Raw genomic sequence first — 19,240 nt, 5'->3', positions numbered from 1 at the left:
AGCTTGGCTGCGCAAGCAATTTTGCCTTACAAACCCCACAATTCGATTGCGCGGCGCAGCATCAGGAATTGAGGATGCGGTCGAGTTCCCCGAGAGGTGCGACGCCTGACAGCAGCGCCCGCGCCTCGGCCTCGTCGTTACGCATCTGGGCGATCAGCGGCTCAAGTCCGTCGAACTTCAGTTCGGGCCGCAGATAGCCAAAAAACGACACCGAGCAGTGTTGCCCGTAGAGATCGCCGCTGAAATCGAACAAAAAGGTTTCGAGCAGAGGCGCGCCGTTTTCTGTCACAGTCGGGCGGCGTCCGTAGCTGGCGACGCCATCGTGGATGACACGGTCGGCGGTGCGGAAGCGCACGGCATAGATGCCGTTGCGCAATTCGGTTTCCGGCGGCAGCCGCATGTTGGCCGTGGGATAGCCGAGCGTGCGCCCGAGCCTTTCGCCACCGATGACGTCTGCTTCCACGAGGTAGCGGTAGCCGAGCAGACCGGCGGCCTCGGACATTTCACCGTCGACCAGCAAGGCACGGATGCGGCTCGAGGACACCACTTCGGCATTCTCGTCGCGAAAGGCATCGATCAGCGTCACCCCGAAACCATGGCGACTGCCGGCATTCATCAGGAAGGCCGGACCGCCTTCGCGCCCGTGGCCGAAATGGAAATCGAAGCCGGTGACGACTTCGGAGGCGCCGAGCCAGTCGATCAGGATCGTGCTGACGAACTCGTCTGCCGAGCGTTGCGAAAATTCGCGGTCGAACGGATATTCGATGACGGCGTCAAAGCCGAGCGCTTCGAGGATGCGCGCCTTCAATGGCGCAGGCGTCAGGCGGAAGACGGGCTCGTCAGGGCGGAACACCGAGCGGGGATGCGGCTCGAATGTCAGCACCAGTGCCGGAACGCCGCGTGCCTTGGCAATCTCCAGCGCCCGATCCAGCACCGACCGGTGACCACGGTGGACGCCGTCGAAATTGCCGATGGCGATCACGCCACCGCGCAGGTGCGCCGGCAGTTGTTCACGGGTCTCGTTTCGATGGAAAACGGTCATAGCGTCAATATCCAGACTGTTTCAGGCGAGCGTCGGCATCCACCATGTCGGTGACGCCTGCTCCCTGTCCAGGAAGGCATGCAGAATTGCTTCATCCGCCTTGCCCTCGATGGTGTATTCGCCGGCGTGGATGCCCTGGCTGATATAGAGCAAGTCGAGACCGTAGCCGAGTGCGCCGCGCACGTCCGTCGGCATCCCATCGCCGATGGCGACGACACGCGACAGATCGAAATCGCCGCGCACCTCGCGGGCGGCCGCAAGGCTCGCCTCATAGATCGGCCGGTGCGGCTTGCCGGCGACGCGGGTCTGGCCGCCCATCTGGTTGTAATAGGCAGCCATGGCGCCGGCGCACGGGATCATCCTGTGACCGCGCTCGACGATCAGATCCGGATTGGCGCAGATCATCGGCACGTTGCGTGCCGCGAAGGCCTTCAGCATGTCGGTATAGTCTTCCGGGGTCTCGGTCTCGTCGTCGAAGAAGCCGGTGCAGACCACCGACTGCGCTTCGTCGGCGGAAACACGGTCCACACCAAGGCCCTCGATCAGGGCGACATCGCGGTCCGGGCCGAGCAGAAACACCGACTTCGGACCCTCGGCGATCAGCGTGCGCGTGACGTCGCCGGATGTGACGATACGGTCATAGGCACCGTCCGAAACGCCGATGGTCCGCAACTGCTCGACGACCTGCGGCGAGATGCGCGGCGAATTGGTGATCAGCACCACGGCCTGGCCTCGCCCGCGGGCGGCTTCCAGCGCTGCCGAGGCATCGGCATTGGCAACGACGCCGTTGTGAAGCACGCCCCAAACGTCGCAGAGGACGACGTCGTAGGCGCTGGTGAGATCGCGAAGGCTATCGATACGCTTGGCCATGCCGTTGTTCTTCCGGTAAGAGACGTTGCGGCTGACATCGCAAACCAGCTTCAAGATTACAAGTCTGAAAAAGCACCGCGCGTCCCGAACGCCGAATTGCCGCAGTCGCATGCCGGATGCGCTTGCATGGCCAGCAAAGGGTTCGGGCAATTCGGGCCGGGGGTCACAATTCCGGTACAAAAATTCACTATCGCTGTTATTGACTCCCGTGACAGCCGTCCCTAAATGCAGGTCGTTAGCACTCGCCGAGGCTGAGTGCCAACACTACCCATACGGATCCCCCGTGGTCCGTGAATGTCATTCGATCGAGGGATTAGACAATGGCAACCACCAATTTCCGCCCGCTGCACGACCGCGTCGTCGTACGCCGCGTCGAATCTGAAGCCAAGACAAAGGGCGGCATCATCATTCCAGACACCGCCAAGGAAAAGCCGCAGGAAGGCGAAATCGTCGCTGTCGGCACCGGCGTTCGCGACGACAAGGGCACGATCATTCCTTTGGACGTCAAGGCTGGCGACCGCATCCTGTTCGGCAAGTGGTCGGGCACTGAAGTCAAGCTCGACGGCGAAGACCTTCTCATCATGAAGGAAGCCGACATCATGGGGATCATCGGCTGATCCAGCCGGTTTTCTTCGTCAACAATTCCATAAAACCAATTGGGCATCAGCCCGGGAGTTTTTAACATGGCAGCTAAAGAAATTAAGTTCGGCCGTACTGCGCGCGAAAAAATGCTGCGCGGCGTCGACATCCTCGCTGACGCAGTAAAGGTCACGCTCGGTCCTAAGGGCCGCAACGTCATCATCGACAAGTCCTTCGGCGCTCCGCGCATCACCAAGGACGGTGTTTCTGTCGCCAAGGAAATCGAACTCGAAGACAAGTTCGAAAACATGGGCGCCCAGATGGTCCGCGAAGTTGCTTCGAAGACCAACGACATCGCCGGCGACGGCACGACGACTGCAACCGTTCTGGCCCAGGCCATCGTCCGCGAAGGCGGCAAGGCTGTTGCTGCCGGCATGAACCCGATGGACCTGAAGCGCGGCATCGATCTCGCCGTTGCCGAAGTCGTCAAGGACATCGTATCCAAGGCAAAGAAGATCAGCACTTCGGACGAAGTGGCCCAGGTCGGCACGATCTCTGCCAACGGCGAAAAGGAAATCGGCCAGTACATCGCTGAAGCGATGCAGAAGGTCGGCAATGAAGGCGTCATCACGGTTGAAGAAGCCAAGACCGCCGAAACTGAACTCGAAGTCGTCGAAGGCATGCAGTTCGACCGCGGCTACCTCTCGCCTTACTTCGTGACCAATCCAGAAAAGATGGTTGCCGAACTGGAAGACGCTTACATTCTCCTTCATGAGAAGAAGCTCTCCAACCTGCAGGCAATGCTGCCGGTTCTCGAAGCTGTCGTCCAGACCGGCAAGCCGCTCCTCATCATCTCTGAAGACGTCGAAGGCGAAGCTCTTGCAACGCTCGTCGTCAACAAGCTGCGCGGCGGCCTGAAGATTGCTGCTGTCAAGGCTCCTGGCTTCGGCGATCGCCGCAAGGCAATGCTCGAAGACATCGCCATCCTGACGGGCGGCACTGTGATCTCCGAAGACATCGGCATCAAGCTCGAGTCGGTTACGCTCGAAATGCTCGGCCGCGCCAAGAAGATCTCGATCACCAAGGAAAACACGACGATCGTCGACGGTTCGGGCCAGAAGTCCGACATCGAAGGCCGCGTCGCGCAGATCAAGGCTCAGATCGAAGAAACCACGTCTGACTACGACCGCGAAAAGCTGCAGGAACGTCTTGCCAAGCTCGCTGGCGGCGTTGCCGTCATCCGCGTTGGCGGTGCGACCGAAGTTGAAGTCAAGGAAAAGAAGGACCGTATCGACGACGCGCTGAACGCAACGCGCGCTGCCGTACAGGAAGGCATCGTCCCCGGCGGCGGTACCGCACTTCTGCGCGCATCTGTCGTCCTCAACATCAAGGGCGCCAATGACGACCAGACGGCCGGCATCAACATCATCCGCAAGGCTCTGCAGTCGCTGGTTCGCCAGATCGCAGAAAATGCTGGTGATGAAGGCTCGATCATCGTCGGCAAGATCCTCGAAAGCAACACCGACAACTACGGCTACAACGCCCAGACCGGCGAATATGGCGACATGATCGCCATGGGTATCGTCGACCCGGTCAAGGTTGTCCGTACGGCTCTACAGAACGCAGCCTCGGTTGCCTCGCTGCTGATCACCACCGAAGCCATGATTGCTGAAGCTCCTAAGAAGGACTCCGGCGCCGGCATGGGTGGCGGAATGGGCGGCGGCATGGGCGGCATGGGCGGCATGGACATGATGTGATCCTTCGGATCACCGCACTATCGAGAGGGCGACCTTCGGGTCGCCCTTTTTTGTCCGCCGCCTCGGGACGGCGCAGAAGAATACCGCGCGATTCTCTCATAGATTGCATCCCGGCAATTCCTCTGATCCCCTCTCCGTAAAGTTAGCTCGGTGCTGTCGACAAAATCACGGGCTCTGGTCCCCGGACTACAGTGCGCCCCAGATGCCCGGAGAATGAGCGACAGGCTCATGTCAAAAGAACGCCCCTCCCCTTTCCACGCATGCATTGTGAGCGAAGCGACGGTTTCCTGCCGTGCATCCGGTCTTTTGACGATGTCTTCTCAATTCCTGCTTTTGCACACGACCAGTCGAAAGCCGGTTTACCTTGAACAGCAACCGATCATTAAGTATATGCTTTGACACGCACATACGACGTGTTTTCGTCGTTTGGCCCATTGCTGTTTTTAATATTTCTTCTATAAAACGGACCCTGATGAACCAGGGCGCGGAAAACGGCAGGTTATCTGCGAAAGACCTTCGCTCCCAACAAGTTGCAGTCTAAAGATGCTTTGCGGCTCTTGTGAAACAAATTTCGCTACTTGATCGTTACGGTTTTCAAGTGACTAACCTGAACGCCATGTCTGCGATTATAGTAATAACGCGCGGCATCGGCTAAAAATCGTCCGCTTTTCTATCTGAGGCGAGACGGGAAATATACAATCTGATAGTGTACTTGGCCAGGGAGTGGCCGCACGGGAGTGGGGAACGTTTTGTTTAAGATTGCCAAAGCCAATCTTGCGGCGCCTTTCATCGAGGGATCCCGTGGCGTCGAGGAAGACCATGAACTTCTAAGCCAGTTTTGCGTGTCCGAGCGCTGGATCGGCGATCTCGCCAGCGGTGTGATCAAGCTCGGCAGCCTCAGCACGATACTGCACGGCCTGCACGTGACGGAATGCGGCCTGCTGAACCTGATGCGCTGCTATGACAGCCGCGACCATTCGCGCATTCTCGAACTTTTCGAACAGGCAGCAACCTCGTCCTCCTCGTTCTGTTTCTCCACAACCGTGCTTGCCGAAGGTGGACAACGTCAGCCGGTTTTCTGCATCGGCGAGTCCATCGGCACCGAGGAACGTTACTCCGGCAGCATGGTCGGCGTGTTCCTGTTCCCACGGTTCAAGATCGGCGCATCCGAAAGCACAGGCAGCCGCCAGTAAAGTGCGGCGGAACCAGCGCAACAGTGCCGGCTCCGCAAGTTCCACCAATCCAGGTATCAGTCACGCTTCGGGATTTCGAGGCCCTTCTGACTGGCCGGACGTGCCGTGGCGCGCGCTACCCAATCCATGACCAGCGGGAAGTCGGCAAGGCCCAGCACATCCTTGCCGCCGTAGAAGACGTCGACGCCACGCACCCACGGGAAGCAGGCGATATCGGCGATGGTATAGAGATCGCCCATCAGCCACTGCTGACCCTTCAGGCGTTCTTCCAGAACCCCCAGCAAGCGCTTCGTCTCGTCGCGATAACGCTCTACCGGGTAAATGTTGTTGGCGACCTTATCGGCGGCATATTTGAAGAAGTGGCCGAACTGCCCGAACATCGGGCCGATGCCGCCCATCTGGAAAAACACCCACTGCAGAACTTCATAGCGGCCGGCAGCATCTGTCGGCATGAGCTTGCCGGTCTTTTCGGCGAGGTAGACCAGCATCGCACCGGACTCGAACAGACCAATAGGCCTGCCGTCGGGTCCATCCGGATCGATCATCGCCGGAATGCGTCCGTTGGGGTTGAGCGACAGGAATTCAGGCGTCTTCTGGTCGTTGGTCCCGAACGAGACAAGATGCGCCTCGTAAGGCAGCTCCAATTCCTCCAGCGCGATGGAAATCTTCACGCCATTCGGCGTCGGCAGGGAATAGAGCTGGATGATATCGGGATTGTTCGCCGGCCAGCGGCGGGTGATCGGGAAGGAGGACAGATCTGCCATGGAAATTGCCTTTTTGGATATGTCTGACGGGAAACGATATCATAACCTGACGGCGCGGTTTGCAAAGTCAACAAGCGCTCATCGCGTTCACTATTTGCGAACGAAGCGTCTTTGATCGTTCATCTTTTCAACGGGCGTAAAATAGCGAATAAGAACTCCAGAGATTGCCGCGATCGGCAATGCACATCCGGAGGGTCCGATGTCCAATACTAACAACATCATCATTCTCGTCGCCCGCGTCCTGCTGGCATTCATGTTCATCTTCGCCGGCTTCGGCAAGCTGACCGACCCGGCGGGCACCGCCGGAATGATCGCCGGCGCCGGCATGCCGGGCGCGACGCTGCTGACCTACGTTGCCGGCCTGTTCGAACTCGTCACCGGCCTCTGCGTCCTCGTCGGCTTCCAGGTGCGCATCGTCGGTTGGGCAATCGCTGCATTCTGCATCTTCACCGCAGTGGTCTTCCACCTCCCGACCGTCAACGTTCCGGGCTTTCCGGACGCGGCACTGGGCTGGATCAACGCGCTCAACCAGATCATGGTCATGAAGAACTTTACGCTTGCCGGCGCCTACATCTTCCTCGCCACAGTCGGTCCCGGCGCCTACTCGCTCGACGCTCGCCGCGGCTCCTACGCCCTCGCAGCCTGATAGCCCTAAATCATCGCGATGCAGAAAGGCCCACCGTGTCCGCACGGTGGGCCTTTCTGTTTTTGGGATGCTGCTTATTCCGGCAGTGCTGCTTTGACTGCGGCGACGATACGGGCAATCAGCGGGTCATTGTTGTGGCTGTCCTTCCGGGCCCTGACAAAACAGGCCTGCGAGCGCAGGATGATGCCATCAGACAGAACCTTCAGGTGGTTTGCCACCAGCGTCGAACCCGTCGAGGTGATGTCGACGATAATGTCTGCCGAGCCCGAGGCTGGCGCGCCCTCTGTGGCGCCGAGGCTTTCGACGATGCGGTAGAGCTGGATGCCGTGCTGGCTGGAGAAGAACTGCTGTGTCAGCCGGGCATACTTCGTGGCGATCGTCAGGCGGCGGCCACGGCGGCTGCGGAAATCGGCAGCGACATCGCCGAGATCCGCCATGGTATCGACATCGAGCCAGATTTCCGGCACGGCGACCACGACATCGGCCCGCCCGAAGCCGAGCCGGGCGCAAAACTCGACGCGCTTGTCGGCTTCCGCCAGACCCTCGCGAATGAGATCCTCGCCAGTGACGCCGAAATCGACGCTGCCGTTGCCGATCTCGCGGGAGATTTCGGATGCCGAGAGAAAGGCGATCTCGACGCCGTCCCAACCTTCGACACGGCCGCGATAGGAACGGTCGTTGCCGACGGCGACGATGGGCATGCCGGCGCGGGCGAAAATGTCGGACGCGTCATCTTTCATGCGACCCTTGGAGGGCAAGGCAATGGTGACGGTCATGCCGGCGCCCTCTCACTCTCGATGCGATCGAGCCAGAGCGCGAAGCCGACAGCAGGAATGCGGTTCTGGGCGCCGAGCAGCGCCATCAGCCGGTCGAAGCGACCACCGCCGGCGAGCACCGCAGGCGATCCCTCGGCTGCGATCTCGAAGACCAGCCCGGTGTAGTAATCCAGCGGCCGTCCGAATGCGGCGCGGTATTCGATGGTGGTGAGATCGACGCCGGCATTGGCAAGCGCCGCAACCCGGCCGTCGAACCGCGACAGCGCATTGCCGAGCCGCAGGCCTGCCGCATCGGCAAAGCCGGCAAGTGCAGCAGACGCGTTAAACAATGGCACGTTCAGCGACAGGAACTCCTCAAGCACGCCATAGGCGGCATCGTCGAGCCTCGTTTCCGAGAGCATCAGCTTTTCCTTCAGCCGACGGGCAATGTCCTGCGGCGAGCGGCTGGCATTGGTCGAATATCCGGTTTTCTGCATGGTACCGTCGATGTGGGCAACAAGAGCTGCCTCGTCATCCTCTGCCACCAGCCGGGCAACGTCGTCGTCGAGATCTGTGACGAATTGCGGGCTGACCAGCCGGGCAAGCAGCGCCTGCAACTGCGCGGTATCGCCGAAGGCATGGATCAGCCGCTTCTGCCAGCCGAGCGGCAGGCCGAGCGCCTGCACGACTGCCTCGAACACAGCCTGATCGCCGAGCGTCACCTTGAGGCGACGGCCGGGCAACAGGCGGGTGAGGATGCCGGTGGCATCGCCGATGGCACGCGCGTCGGCACTCGATATATTGATATCGCCGAGATCTTCGATGCCGGCTTGGTAGAATTCGTGGCTCCCCTCACGGCGCTGGCGGAAGACCTCGCCCAGATAGGAGTAGCGTTTCGGCGTGCCCGTCGCCGTTTCGATGTGGCGCAGGCAGACGGGAATGGTGAACTCCGGGCGCAGGCAGAGGCTTTCGCCCGTTTCGCTTTCGGTCATGAAGATACGGCGGCGCAGATCCTCGCCGGCCATGTCGAGGAACGGCTCGGCGGGCTGGATGACCGGGGTGTCGATGCGGCTGGTGCGACGGGCCTCAAATTCGGCCAGCAATTCGGGCGCAAAGGTCGGGAGGTCGATCAGCGGCATAAGGCGATCTCCCCTCGAACGCTTGCCCGCGTCATGCCTGCCGCCCCTGCATCGCCCGCTTGCGGTCCTCCGCCTGAGCTGCCAGCATCGCTTGCACCTTGGCGACGATCTCGGCTTCCGGCACGATCTCCTGCGCCACCCGCGCCTCGCGCCAGGATGCGTTGTCCTCGATCTCGCCGGAAAGGCGCTTGCCCTCGATCAGGTCCTTGATCTGCACCACGCCCTCGGCCCGCTCGTTACCGCCCTGGATGATGGCGAGCGAGCAACCGCGACGGTCCGCATATTTCAGCTGGTCGCCGATCTTCTTTTTGGCGCTGCCCTGGTACATTTCGGCACGGATCCCGGCGCCGCGAAGCGCCTGCGTCAGCTTCTGGTAGCCTCCCAGAGACTCGATATCACTGTCCATGACGGTGACGAGGACAGGTGCCAGCACCTCGTCCTGACCGAGCTTTCCGAGGTTCTTCAGCGCCGTCATCAGACGCGAAACGCCGATGGAGAAGCCTGTGGCCGGCACCGGCTGGCCCATGAAACGCGACACAAGCCCATCGTAACGACCGCCACCGCCAACCGAGCCGAAAACGACCTTTTCGCCCTTTTCATTGGTGACGTCGAAGGTCAGTTCGGCCTCGTAGACCGGGCCAGTGTAGTATTCGAGGCCACGGACGACGGAGGGGTCGATGCGGATGCGCTTGGTGCCGTAGCCGGCTGAGCGCACCACATCGCTGATGATCTTGAGTTCCTTGAAACCCTCATGAGCGGGATGGTCCGCCCCAAAAAGCTTAAGGTAGTTCTCTAGCTTGCTAGAACTGCTGGGGTAGATTGTGATCCCATTTTCATTAATGAATTGATCATCGTCAGCGGTCGCTGCATCTTGGAGCGCCTCAGCAGCGGGCGCGTGTTCTGCAAATCCTGAGTAGAAGAGTTCGAGAGAGTTTATTTGTTTCTCATCGAGCCCCGCACCCTTGGTGAAATCGCCGGACTCATCTTTACGACCGGCGCCAAGCAGCAACCGAACGCCGTCACTGCCGAACTTATCAAGCTTGTCGATGGCACGCAGCACATTCAGCCGCCGCGCGGCATTCTCCTCGCCACCGAGACCAATGGCCTCCATGACCCCATCTAGAACCTTGCGGTTGTTCACCCGGATCACGTAGTCACCGCGCTTGATGCCAAGCGCTTCCAGCGTGTCGGCCATCATCATGCACATTTCGGCATCGGACTGGACGCCGGGTGCGCCGACGCTGTCGGCGTCGAACTGCATGAACTGGCGGAAGCGGCCGGGGCCGGGCTTTTCGTTGCGGAAAACGTAGCCCTGGCGATAGGTGCGGTAGGGCAGCTGGATCTCGTTGAAATTCTCGGCGACATGGCGGGCGAGCGGCGCGGTCAGGTCGTAGCGCAGGCTCATCCACTGCTCGTCGTCATCCTGCAACGAGAACACGCCTTCGTTCGGACGGTCGCTGTCGGGCAGGAACTTGCCGAGCGCATCCGTATACTCGAACTGCGGCGTCTCGATCGGGTCGAAACCGTATCGCTCGTAGACCTCGCGGATTTTTGCGACCATCTCGTTGGTGGCATGGATATCGGAAGCAGTGCGATCACCAAAGCCGCGCGGTAGGCGGGCTCTCAGCTTCTGGGGCTTCTTCGGCTTGTCGTTCATGGCGCTGCATTCCGGTCCTGTGACAGTGGCGGTTTCCTAGCGGATCGGGCCGATTGCGGCAAGGGTTGCAACGGCAATTCGGCGGCTGGCGGTTGCCGGGGAAAAATGCCACCCTCGCCGATATCTTTCCGGGAAGGCCGACATCGATGCTCCAGCAAACCGCCACGCCGCCACCCGCAAAATCCGTCATCCTGGTTTTGGCCGCATCCTCGCCCGACGCTTCCTGCCGATGATTGCCGAAACGCTCCAGCAACTCGCCACCCTACCCCTCACCGGCAAGCCGTTTCGACGGTTCGTCCGCTCTTCCGTCAGCCTGTGGTCGCGGGCCGGACGCTGCCGACAGGCCTGGGCAGAGCACGAGCGGCACAGCCAGAAGGCCGTGCTCGATGCGATGGCCGACCTCACCCAGCGGCGCACCGCCGTGGTGCTCGGTTCAGGACTGCTGCGTGATGTACCCATTGTCGAGTTGGCCCAGGCTTTCGATAGGGTCGTGCTGGTCGATCTCGTGCATCTGGCATCGGTGCGACTCTGGTTGAAGGCCCGGCGCCTCGGCAACGTCCGTCTGATCGAGCGCGACCTCTCAGGCTATGACCAGCTCACCGCCGGGAAAGGCCTCGAACCGCTCGGCTTTTTGCGGCAGGTTCCCTACCTCGACCTCGTCGTGTCAGCCAATCTCCTGTCGCAGATCGGCCGCGGCGTCCAGCGGCGACTATCCGACGACCGCAAAGGCATTATGCCGGCGGATGCGGCGGCACGCCTCGTCGGCGCACATCTTGCCGACCTCGCCGTCCTGCCCTGTCGCAGCTGCCTTGTCACCGATATCGCCTACGCCGTCATCGACCGGACAGGCAAGATCCACGAGCAGGCAGACCTGCTGCTCGGCATCGCACCGCCCGAGGCCATCGAGCGCTGGACATGGCCGGTGGCGCCGCTCGGCGAGGAAAGCCGGGACTACCAGATCGTCCATCAGGTGATCGCCGCCCGCCTGTCGCGCCGATAGCGCAGAATCCAAGTTTTATTGTAGCACTTTTATTATCGACAAATATTCACTTCGGGGGTATTCTTGCGATGAAAATTACGTGGGACGAGCGCAAGCGCGAGAAGAACGTCGAAAAGCATGATCTCGATTTCGGCGACCTGGAATTGGAGTTTTTCACCGAGGCGATGATCCTCAATGCCCGAAACGGACGACTGAAGGCGATCGGCCTTTTGGCCAACGACATGGTTGCCGTCATATTCGCGAGATTGGGGCATCAAGGAATATCGCTGATTTCGCTCAGGCCGGCCAGTCGCAAGGAAAGGAGCCTTTATGACCAATATCGATCAAGGACGCCGTATCCTCACTGACGCTGAAGAACGACGAATACAAAGAGGGATTGCCGAGGATCCGGAAAATCCCGAATGGACCGAAGAAGACTTCAAGAACGCCCGGCCGTTTGCCGACGTTTTTCCGGATCTGGCGGAAAGCATTCGCCGGGCCCGTGGGCGACCGGCGGTCGAGGCGCCGAAGCGGCAAATCTCGCTGCGGCTCGATCCCGATGTCATCGATGCCTTCAAGGCCACCGGCAAGGGCTGGCAGAGCCGTATCAACGAGGCGTTGCGCAAGGCGGCCAAAATCTGAACAGTCTGATTTCACGCGAATTTCGACCCATCCCGAACGAGGAATTCCATGCTCACGAAAACCATCTTCCTGGCCTCCGTACTCGCCTTTGCCTCCAGCACCGCCTTTGCCGAAGACATGTCAAAGATGGATATGAGCAAGCCGATGGGTGACCAGAGCCCGTCGAGCCAGGCCTTTGCGGCTGCCAACGCGAAAATGCACAAGGACATGGGCCTGACCTACAGCGGCAATGCCGACGCCGATTTCGTGCGCGGCATGATCCCCCATCATCAGGGCGCGATCGAGATGGCGAAGGTCGAACTGCAATACGGCAAGGATCCGGAACTTCGCAAACTGGCGAAAGGCGTCATTGAGGCCCAGCAGAAGGAGATCAAGGAGATGGAAGCGTGGCTGAAGGCGCACGACAAGTAAGACCGGCATCAGCGCAATCAAGCTTTCATCCCCTCCCGAGGCAGACCCATGACAGATCCCGCCGCCATCGAAACCCAGTACTGGACAGTCGATGTCGCCGGCTATCCAATCGATCTGCCCATCGTCCCGATCAAACCGGATTTTGGCATTTCGCTGATGATGGTGATCGATCTCGGCGTCAGGTTCGGCGCACATGTCGGGGAAAAACTGGCCGCCAAACTGGCGCCGCTGAAGCCGGATGTCATCGTCGGGGCAGCCACGCTCGGCATTCCGGTTGCAATCGAGGTCAGCCGGGCGCTGGGGCTTGATCGCTACGTCATCCTGCAGAAATCGCCGAAAATCCATCTTGGCGATGCGCTCGTGCAGACGATCACATCGATCACCTCCAAAGGCGAGCAGCGCCTGCTGCTCGACCGGCAGGCGGTTCCGTTGCTGGCCGGCAAGCGCGTCGTGGTGGTAGACGATGTCGTCGCATCCGGCTCCAGCCTGAAGGGCTCGATGGAACTGGTGCGCAAGGCGGGCGGCGAGGTCGTCGGTGTTGGCGTGATCCTGACCGAGGCCCGCGACTGGCAGAAGACGCTTGGCGCCGACAGCGCCCTGGTTCAAAGCCTCGCGCATATTCCGCAGTTTCGTCCGGGTCCGAATGGCTGGGAGCCGATTGCGGAAACATTCCTTTAGGAGAAAAGCCGCCCCGACAGAGCGGGACGGCTTCGTAGTCTACGCGATCAGGCCTTCGGGTCGAAAGGCTGGGGACGGCGAGCGGCGTTCTGGCGCGGCATCATCCAGCCCGGATACTCGGCATCGAGTGCGCTGATCTCGTCGAGCCTTGCCATATCTTCGGCATCAAGCCTGAGATCGACGGCGCTGAGGTTCTGGTCGAGTTGTTCGACCCGCTTGGCACCGATGATGACGCTGGTGACGAAAGGTTTTGCGAGGATCCAGGCAAGCGCCACTTCGGCAACGCTGGCATCGTGCTTGGCAGCGACTTCACGCATGGCGGCGACGCAGGCCCAGGCGCGGTCCTTATCGACTGGCGGGAAATCGAAGCTGGCGCGGCGACCTTCGCCGTTACCGGGTGCGCCCGGGCCGTACTTGCCGGATAGCAGCCCGCCGGCGAGCGGCGACCAGACCATCAGGCCCATTTTCTCTTCCGCCATCATCGGCACGATCTCACGCTCGATGTCGCGGCCGGCGATGGAGTAATAGGCCTGCACCGTCTCGAAGCGGGCAAAGCCGCGACGCTCGGAGATGCCGAGCGCTTTTTCGATGCGCCAGGCCTGCCAGTTCGATACGCCGATGTAGCGCACCAGACCGCCGGAGACGAGATCGTCGAAGGCACGCAGCGTCTCTTCGATCGGGGTCACCGAGTCGGTCGCGTGGATCTGGTAAAGATCGATATGATCGACCTGCAGCCGTTCGAGGCTGGCCTCGACGGAATCCATTATGTGGCCGCGCGAGGCGCCACGATCGTTGGGCTTTTCGCCCATGGGTCCGAAGACCTTGGTGGCGATAACCACGTCCTTGCGCGGCACTTCGAGGTTCTGCAGCGCCTGACCGAGGATCGTCTCGGAAACGCCGAAGGAATAGACGTCGGCGGTATCGATGAAGTTGACGCCGGCTGCGAGCGATTTTTCGACGATCTTGTCGGCTGCATCCTGGTCGACGTCGGCGATTGCACCCCAGGTGCTGCCGCCGCCGGCCTCGCCAAAGGTCATGGTACCCAGGCAGAGTTCGGAGACGAACATGCCGGTGTTGCCAAGCTGATTGTAGCGCATTTGAAATTCCTTTCGTTCGGCCGCAATTGGACACTCCGCAGACGTTTCGACGCTGCTGTCCACTCGCAAGCGGATCGCCTGCAGGCCTTGCCGCTACCCCAAGATAACGCGGGGAGCCCCGACTTCAACGATACGATGTACCGGTTTCACGCAGCCGTGATGTCTTCGAGGATGCTTGTCTCGCTTGCCGGAAGGGATAAAGTCTGCCCGAAGAACCGACGAGGAAGATGGCTATGACCGTGCGTCCGCTGACCACCATCGGCTTCGATGCCGACGATACGCTCTGGCAGAACGAACACTTCTACCAGCTGACCGAAAAGCATTTTACCGAATTGCTCGCCGACTACGCCGAGGGAGACAGGGTGTCGGAGCGGCTGCTTGCCGCCGAGCGCCGCAACCTTGCCCATTACGGGTTCGGCATCAAGGGTTTCACCCTGTCGATGATCGAGACGGCCATCGAGATCACCGAAGGCACTGTTCCGGCGAGGGTTGTCGCCGAGATCCTCGACATCGGTCGGGACCTGCTGTCGCACCCGGTGGAAACGCTGCCGCATGCGCGCGAAACCTTGGAAGCGCTGGCCGGACACTACCTGCTGGTGCTGATCACCAAGGGCGACCTGTTCGACCAGGAGCGCAAGCTGGCGCAATCCGGTCTTGGCGATTTCTTCGACGCCGTCGAGATCGTCTCGGACAAGACGGCGACCACCTATCGCCGGATCTTCGCAAAGGTCGGCGATGGGCCGGAGCGGGCGATGATGGTCGGCAACTCATTGAAATCGGACATCGTGCCGGCCATCGCTGCCGGCAGCTACGGTGTCTTCGTGCCGCACGCGCTGACCTGGGTCTACGAACATGTCGATGAACCGAAGGATGCACCGCGCTTCCACAAGATAGAGCATCTGGGCGGGCTCGGAGCGTTGATCGCAAAGCTGTCTGCCGCCTGAGGCCCCGGATTCTCTAGGGCCGGAACAGGGACGGTTTGTTGGCTGCGGGCGCCGGCGTGCCGGGTTTTGGCGGAAACAGGGAGGGCGCCTTGTCCGCATCGCCAGCCGGAGCCGATTGCTGCGGCAGGCCCGATGGCAGCGGCTCGATGAGGATGGAATAGGGTGCGCCGAGGCCCCGCCGCCGGGTGACGCGGGAATAGTACGGCTTGATGAACCAGGTCGTATCGGCACTGACGGTAACATCGGCGGTCATGCCGTCCTCATCGGTGCCAAAAAAGGCTTCGTCGGCGCTTGAGGTCAGGTCGAATATGGCCATGAAGGCATACTGGCTCTTCGACGCAAAAGTGATCTTCACATGCTGGCCGGCCTTGATCGGCAGGGTGTAGACCTTGCCTTTGCCGAATTTGGTCCAGCCGGTGAGCTTCTCGGTGACGGCGGGAAAGCCGAGCTTTTCAAGCTCCTCGCCTCGGTCCAACTCCGGCATCTGCAATTGCGGCGCCCTGGCATCCTCGGCGTGGGCCACGGGGCCAAGACCGGTTGCGGCGAGCCCAAGGCCGAGCGACAAGCAGAACCTTCTCACGGCCGCACCAGGTCGTTGCGCATCTTTTCCACACTGTCCCGGCAATAGCAGCCCTCGAGATGATCGTTGACCAGACCCATGGCCTGCATGAAGGCATAGATTGTCGTTGGGCCGACAAAAGTCCAGCCACGTTTCTTCAGGTCCTTGGATAAACGCACCGAGGTGGGCGTCGTCGGATTGGCCGAAAGGCTTGCGCGGTCGACAACTGCGGGTCGTTCGTCGGGCCTCGGCTCGTGGCTCCAGAAATAGCGGGCGAGCGACCCGAACTCCTCCTTCAGCTCGATGGCACGACGAGCGTTGTTGATCGTCGAGACGATCTTGCCGCGATGGCGGATGATGCCGGCATCGGCGACGCAACGCTCGATGTCGGCCTCTCCGAAGACGGCAACCCTGTGAAAATCGAACCCGGCAAAGGCGCTGCGAAAGTTGTCGCGCTTGCGCAGGATGGTCAGCCAGGACAGGCCGGACTGAAAACCCTCGAGGCAGATCTTCTCGAACAGCCTTATATCATCGGTGACGGGACGCCCCCACTCCTCGTCGTGATAGCGCAGATAGTCGGGCAGGTTTGCGTGCCAGAAACAGCGTTCCCGGCCGTCGTCGCCGATGATTAATCCTGTTGCAGTCATCAGGCTTCCCAATTCGTTCGGTGCTTTACCATTTGCAAACCGTCTTTCCAAACCGATGGTTAACCCTGACGAAAGGTTTACATGTCTGCCGGCGTTTTCATGAACCGCCGTTTACCATTCATGGGCAGGGCAATGTCACGATGTTTTCCGAACCGAGCGCCAGAACGCCCGATCTTCGGTCCATTGTAGAGAGTCCGTCCGATGATGAAACAGTCTATTTTGCTTGCGGCCGGCCTCGTCGCCGCCTTTGCCGCCCCTGCCCTCGCCACCGACCGTTACCAGATACGCCCGCCGGTCATCGTCAGCGCCGACCTCACGGCCCCGTGGGTGACGCAGCTCGGCGGCGCCTCCGTCCAGCCGGTTGTGTACCCCCGCCCGGTTCCGGTCCAGCCGCGCGGGCTATTCCAGCAGCGGGCTTCGCGTCCGCTGTTCGGCGGCAGACCCGTACAAACGGTTGCCAACGTGCGACCCGGCATGCCTGTCATCCGCTCGACACTCGACCCGCAGTATCTGCCGCAGATGGTGGACTACCAGACCAAGGAACGGCCGGGCACGATCGTCATCGATACCGACAACCGCTTCCTCTATCTGGTGACAGGCGGCGGCAAGGCCAGGCGCTACGGCGTCGGCGTCGGCAAGCCCGGCTTCGAATGGGCCGGCGCCCACACCATCACCCGCAAGGAAGAGTGGCCTGGCTGGACACCGCCTTCGGAAATGATTGCGCGCGAAGCTGCCAAGGGGCACTACCTGCCGGTCCACATGGAAGGCGGCACCGGCAACCCGCTCGGCGCCCGCGCCATGTATCTCGGATCGACGCTTTACCGCATCCACGGAACGAACGCGCCCTGGACCATCGGCAGCGCCGTTTCGTCCGGCTGTATCCGCCTGCGCAACGAGGATGTCAGCGATCTTTTCGACCGGGTGAAGGTCGGCACCCGCGTCATAGTGATGTAATTTTACCATGGGTGGCGACGAGCTGATCGGATGACGGCTCGACGCTACCCAAAAATGCCTCTGCTGATGCTGTAGATCTTGAAATTCTAATCGGTTTGATTAGCCTCTCGATCTTTGCACCAGAGGAACTCCAGGATGAAGCAAGTTATTCGGCTGATGGCCGCAACAGCGATTGCGCTGACGTCCATGATCGCTGTGACGACGGCCGCCCCGATGACGACGGCCAACGACGCGGTTCGCAATATCAAACCGAACCGGACCGTGCCTGCGGAATTCCACAAGCGTCTCGTCCGTCTCGTCACCAATGAGGCGCCCGGCACGATCATCGTCGATACCAACAACAAGTTCCTCTATCTCGTCGAAGGCAACAACCGCGCCACGCGCTACGGCATCGGCGTCGGTCGTGACGGCTTCGGCTGGTCGGGGATCGTCACGGTCGGCCGCAAGGCGGAATGGCCGGTCTGGACGCCACCGGCGGAAATGCGCGTGCGCGAAGCCCGGGAAGGCCATCCGCTGCCGGCCTCCGTGCCAGGCGGCGAAGCCAACCCGCTCGGCGCCCGCGCCATGTATCTCTACCAGAACGGCCACGACACGATTTTCCGCATCCACGGCACCAACCAGCCCTGGACCATCGGCCTCAACCTGTCGTCGGGTTGCATCCGCATGATGAACGCCGATGTCGCCGATCTCTACGACCACGTGCCCGTCGGCACCAAGGTCATCGTCGTCGGCCCCGGCAACAAGCAGGGCGAAGTCAGCTACAAGGATCACGGCATGGACGTGCTCCGCACCCTCTTCGGCGGCTTCGGCGGCTGATTGCCAACTGGCGCGGATTTAAGAGGGTTGGGCATTCGTGTCCGGCCCTCTCGCTGAAATGTCGGGTCATCGCTTTTGTCACAGATGACATCAGTTTCGTCGTACGGAAAACGGCGGTTTATTTTCCAAACCATACGTGTCCTCCGCCAATCGCCTTGCTTGGCACTCTCGATTCAATCGACCATGAGATCGTAGATCAGTTGACGGATCCAATGGTGGCCGGGGTGCCCATGGGTACGATCGTGCCATACCAGCTCCACTGTAAAATGTTCATATAGCCATGGAACGTCGATCATGGTCAGCAGGGGGAGCCGACGCTGCAGCAAGCGGCGCGGCACCAGCGCGACAAGGTCGCTGGCAGCGACGATCTCCGGGACGACAAGGAAAGACGCTGCCGAGGCGACGATCTTGCGTTGACGACCAAACGCCCCGAGCGTTGCATCAACAGGGGTTGTGAATGCGCCGCCGGACGGCGAAACGATCAGTTGCTCCAGCTCGGCAAACCCTTCGGCAGTAAGGCTGTTCCTGAGATGCGGATGGCCTTCTCGACCTATGAGGACGTAGGTTTCCTCGAACAGATGCCGCGTGCGCAGGTGCGGCTGGCTGCCATCGGGCGTGGCGATCGCCAGATCGACATTGCCATCCGAAAGCTGCTGGTCCAGTCTCGGCGGGTTTAGCCGATGCACGGCGATCCGTACGCCTGGGGCCTTCTCACGCAACGCCAATATGAGGGGAAGAACGACCGCCGCCTCGACATAATCGGTGCATGCGATGGAGACAACGAGTTCGGCACTCATGGGTGCGAAGCTCTTGTGACTATCAAGAGTGCTGCGCAGCTGTTCCAGCGCCGCGCGCAATGGCTCCAGCAATTCGAACGCCTTCGCGGTCGGGATCATTCCACGATGTCCCGGAACGAGCAACGGATCATCGAAGACATCGCGGAGGCGGTTCAGCTGCGCGCTGAGCGCTGGCTGACTTAAATTCAGCCTTTTCGCAGCCTTCGTGACATTTCGCTCGATCAGCAAAGCTTCCAGGCTGACGAGCAGGTTGAGATCCATACGCTTGATATCCATCAGATGGATTGTAACCCAGAATTAAATCGATTTCACAA

Annotated in this window: 22 protein-coding genes; 12 read left to right on the top strand and 10 right to left on the bottom strand. The window is 60.8% G+C overall.

What is annotated here, in order from left to right; translation table 11 throughout:
* Positions 1 to 61: 61 nt before the first annotated feature.
* The gene (locus tag EQW76_RS09355; protein ID WP_142824106.1) at positions 62 to 1,042 is read right to left on the bottom strand and encodes a bifunctional riboflavin kinase/FAD synthetase; all 981 of its coding nucleotides are present in this window, start codon (positions 1,040 to 1,042) and stop codon (positions 62 to 64) included.
* 21 nt (positions 1,043 to 1,063) lie between these two features.
* Positions 1,064 to 1,912, bottom strand: a complete 849-nt coding sequence (locus EQW76_RS09350) for a TIGR01459 family HAD-type hydrolase (RefSeq protein ID WP_142824461.1) — start codon at positions 1,910 to 1,912, stop codon at positions 1,064 to 1,066.
* 320 nt (positions 1,913 to 2,232) lie between these two features.
* On the opposite strand from EQW76_RS09350, the gene groES reads away from it, so the two are divergent.
* The 3 genes from groES to EQW76_RS09335 all read left to right on the top strand — a co-directional run bounded on the left by groES (position 2,233) and on the right by EQW76_RS09335 (position 5,441).
* Positions 2,233 to 2,529 (top strand): co-chaperone GroES, encoded by a 297-nt coding sequence (gene groES / locus EQW76_RS09345; RefSeq protein ID WP_142824105.1) that lies wholly within the window; start codon positions 2,233 to 2,235, stop codon positions 2,527 to 2,529.
* Positions 2,530 to 2,595: 66 nt separating this feature from the next.
* A complete protein-coding gene (groL, locus tag EQW76_RS09340) occupies positions 2,596 to 4,248 on the top strand; it encodes a chaperonin GroEL (protein WP_142824104.1) in 1,653 nt (550 codons plus the stop codon).
* Positions 4,249 to 4,997: 749 nt separating this feature from the next.
* On the top strand, positions 4,998 to 5,441 hold the full coding sequence (locus tag EQW76_RS09335) for a hypothetical protein (protein WP_202617130.1): 444 nt from the start codon (positions 4,998 to 5,000) through the stop codon (positions 5,439 to 5,441).
* Positions 5,442 to 5,497: 56 nt separating this feature from the next.
* Here EQW76_RS09335 and EQW76_RS09330 read toward each other — a convergent pair whose 3' ends face one another.
* Positions 5,498 to 6,205: a glutathione binding-like protein gene (locus EQW76_RS09330; RefSeq protein WP_142824102.1), complete on the bottom strand. Its 708-nt coding sequence runs from the start codon at positions 6,203 to 6,205 to the stop codon at positions 5,498 to 5,500.
* Between the two features lie 199 nt (positions 6,206 to 6,404).
* Between EQW76_RS09330 and EQW76_RS09325 the strand changes: the two genes are divergently transcribed.
* Positions 6,405 to 6,851: a DoxX family protein gene (locus EQW76_RS09325; RefSeq protein WP_111217566.1), complete on the top strand. Its 447-nt coding sequence runs from the start codon at positions 6,405 to 6,407 to the stop codon at positions 6,849 to 6,851.
* A 74-nt stretch (positions 6,852 to 6,925) separates the two neighbouring features.
* On the opposite strand, the gene hisG is transcribed toward EQW76_RS09325, so the two are convergent.
* Genes hisG through hisS form a run of 3 tightly spaced genes read right to left on the bottom strand, consistent with a single transcriptional unit; the run spans position 6,926 to position 10,402 of the window.
* Positions 6,926 to 7,627, bottom strand: a complete 702-nt coding sequence (hisG, locus tag EQW76_RS09320; protein WP_142824101.1) for an ATP phosphoribosyltransferase — start codon at positions 7,625 to 7,627, stop codon at positions 6,926 to 6,928.
* The gene (locus EQW76_RS09315; protein ID WP_142824100.1) at positions 7,624 to 8,745 is read right to left on the bottom strand and encodes an ATP phosphoribosyltransferase regulatory subunit; all 1,122 of its coding nucleotides are present in this window, start codon (positions 8,743 to 8,745) and stop codon (positions 7,624 to 7,626) included. Before EQW76_RS09315 ends, hisG begins: the two co-directional genes overlap by 4 nt.
* A 31-nt stretch (positions 8,746 to 8,776) precedes the next feature.
* Positions 8,777 to 10,402, bottom strand: coding sequence for a histidine--tRNA ligase (hisS, locus tag EQW76_RS09310; protein WP_142824099.1), 1,626 nt, complete (start codon positions 10,400 to 10,402; stop codon positions 8,777 to 8,779).
* 229 nt (positions 10,403 to 10,631) lie between these two features.
* On the opposite strand from hisS, the gene EQW76_RS09305 reads away from it, so the two are divergent.
* Genes EQW76_RS09305 through EQW76_RS09285 form a run of 5 tightly spaced genes read left to right on the top strand, consistent with a single transcriptional unit; the run spans position 10,632 to position 13,112 of the window.
* On the top strand, positions 10,632 to 11,402 hold the full coding sequence (locus EQW76_RS09305) for a hypothetical protein (protein ID WP_142824098.1): 771 nt from the start codon (positions 10,632 to 10,634) through the stop codon (positions 11,400 to 11,402).
* The gene (locus EQW76_RS30220; RefSeq protein WP_307877636.1) at positions 11,318 to 11,749 is read left to right on the top strand and encodes a BrnT family toxin; all 432 of its coding nucleotides are present in this window, start codon (positions 11,318 to 11,320) and stop codon (positions 11,747 to 11,749) included. Before EQW76_RS09305 ends, EQW76_RS30220 begins: the two co-directional genes overlap by 85 nt.
* Positions 11,712 to 12,023 carry a BrnA antitoxin family protein gene (locus EQW76_RS09295; RefSeq protein WP_142824097.1) on the top strand — a complete coding sequence of 104 codons (312 nt, stop codon included), beginning with the start codon at positions 11,712 to 11,714 and terminating at the stop codon, positions 12,021 to 12,023. The genes EQW76_RS30220 and EQW76_RS09295 overlap by 38 nt, the downstream gene beginning before the upstream one ends.
* 48 nt (positions 12,024 to 12,071) lie before the next feature.
* The gene (locus EQW76_RS09290) at positions 12,072 to 12,434 is read left to right on the top strand and encodes a DUF305 domain-containing protein (protein ID WP_142824096.1); all 363 of its coding nucleotides are present in this window, start codon (positions 12,072 to 12,074) and stop codon (positions 12,432 to 12,434) included.
* A 48-nt stretch (positions 12,435 to 12,482) separates the two neighbouring features.
* Positions 12,483 to 13,112, top strand: a complete 630-nt coding sequence (locus tag EQW76_RS09285; protein WP_142824095.1) for a phosphoribosyltransferase family protein — start codon at positions 12,483 to 12,485, stop codon at positions 13,110 to 13,112.
* A 47-nt stretch (positions 13,113 to 13,159) separates the two neighbouring features.
* Here the strand turns inward: EQW76_RS09285 and EQW76_RS09280 are convergent, their stop codons facing one another.
* Positions 13,160 to 14,209, bottom strand: a complete 1,050-nt coding sequence (locus EQW76_RS09280) for an aldo/keto reductase (RefSeq protein ID WP_142824094.1) — start codon at positions 14,207 to 14,209, stop codon at positions 13,160 to 13,162.
* A 233-nt stretch (positions 14,210 to 14,442) separates the two neighbouring features.
* Between EQW76_RS09280 and EQW76_RS09275 the strand changes: the two genes are divergently transcribed.
* Positions 14,443 to 15,153 carry an HAD family hydrolase gene (locus EQW76_RS09275; protein WP_142824093.1) on the top strand — a complete coding sequence of 237 codons (711 nt, stop codon included), beginning with the start codon at positions 14,443 to 14,445 and terminating at the stop codon, positions 15,151 to 15,153.
* A 13-nt stretch (positions 15,154 to 15,166) separates the two neighbouring features.
* Here EQW76_RS09275 and EQW76_RS09270 read toward each other — a convergent pair whose 3' ends face one another.
* Both EQW76_RS09270 and EQW76_RS09265 read right to left on the bottom strand, forming a co-directional pair.
* On the bottom strand, positions 15,167 to 15,637 hold the full coding sequence (locus tag EQW76_RS09270) for a hypothetical protein (RefSeq protein WP_142824459.1): 471 nt from the start codon (positions 15,635 to 15,637) through the stop codon (positions 15,167 to 15,169).
* 92 nt (positions 15,638 to 15,729) lie between these two features.
* Positions 15,730 to 16,359 carry a DNA-3-methyladenine glycosylase I gene (locus tag EQW76_RS09265; protein WP_142824092.1) on the bottom strand — a complete coding sequence of 210 codons (630 nt, stop codon included), beginning with the start codon at positions 16,357 to 16,359 and terminating at the stop codon, positions 15,730 to 15,732.
* A 201-nt stretch (positions 16,360 to 16,560) separates the two neighbouring features.
* On the opposite strand from EQW76_RS09265, the gene EQW76_RS09260 reads away from it, so the two are divergent.
* Both EQW76_RS09260 and EQW76_RS09255 read left to right on the top strand, forming a co-directional pair.
* Complete coding sequence (locus tag EQW76_RS09260; protein ID WP_142824091.1) at positions 16,561 to 17,313, top strand: L,D-transpeptidase; 753 nt, start codon at positions 16,561 to 16,563, stop codon at positions 17,311 to 17,313.
* 135 nt (positions 17,314 to 17,448) lie between these two features.
* On the top strand, positions 17,449 to 18,129 hold the full coding sequence (locus EQW76_RS09255) for a L,D-transpeptidase (RefSeq protein WP_142824090.1): 681 nt from the start codon (positions 17,449 to 17,451) through the stop codon (positions 18,127 to 18,129).
* Between the two features lie 173 nt (positions 18,130 to 18,302).
* Here EQW76_RS09255 and EQW76_RS09250 read toward each other — a convergent pair whose 3' ends face one another.
* A complete protein-coding gene (locus EQW76_RS09250) occupies positions 18,303 to 19,187 on the bottom strand; it encodes a LysR family transcriptional regulator (protein ID WP_348539563.1) in 885 nt (294 codons plus the stop codon).
* Positions 19,188 to 19,240 lie beyond the last annotated feature (53 nt).

Origin of the sequence: Rhizobium sp. rho-13.1 (genome assembly GCF_007000305.1) — a bacterium.
Lineage (GTDB): Bacteria > Pseudomonadota > Alphaproteobacteria > Rhizobiales > Rhizobiaceae > Rhizobium > Rhizobium rhododendri.
This window is presented reverse-complemented; position numbering and strand designations above follow the sequence as displayed.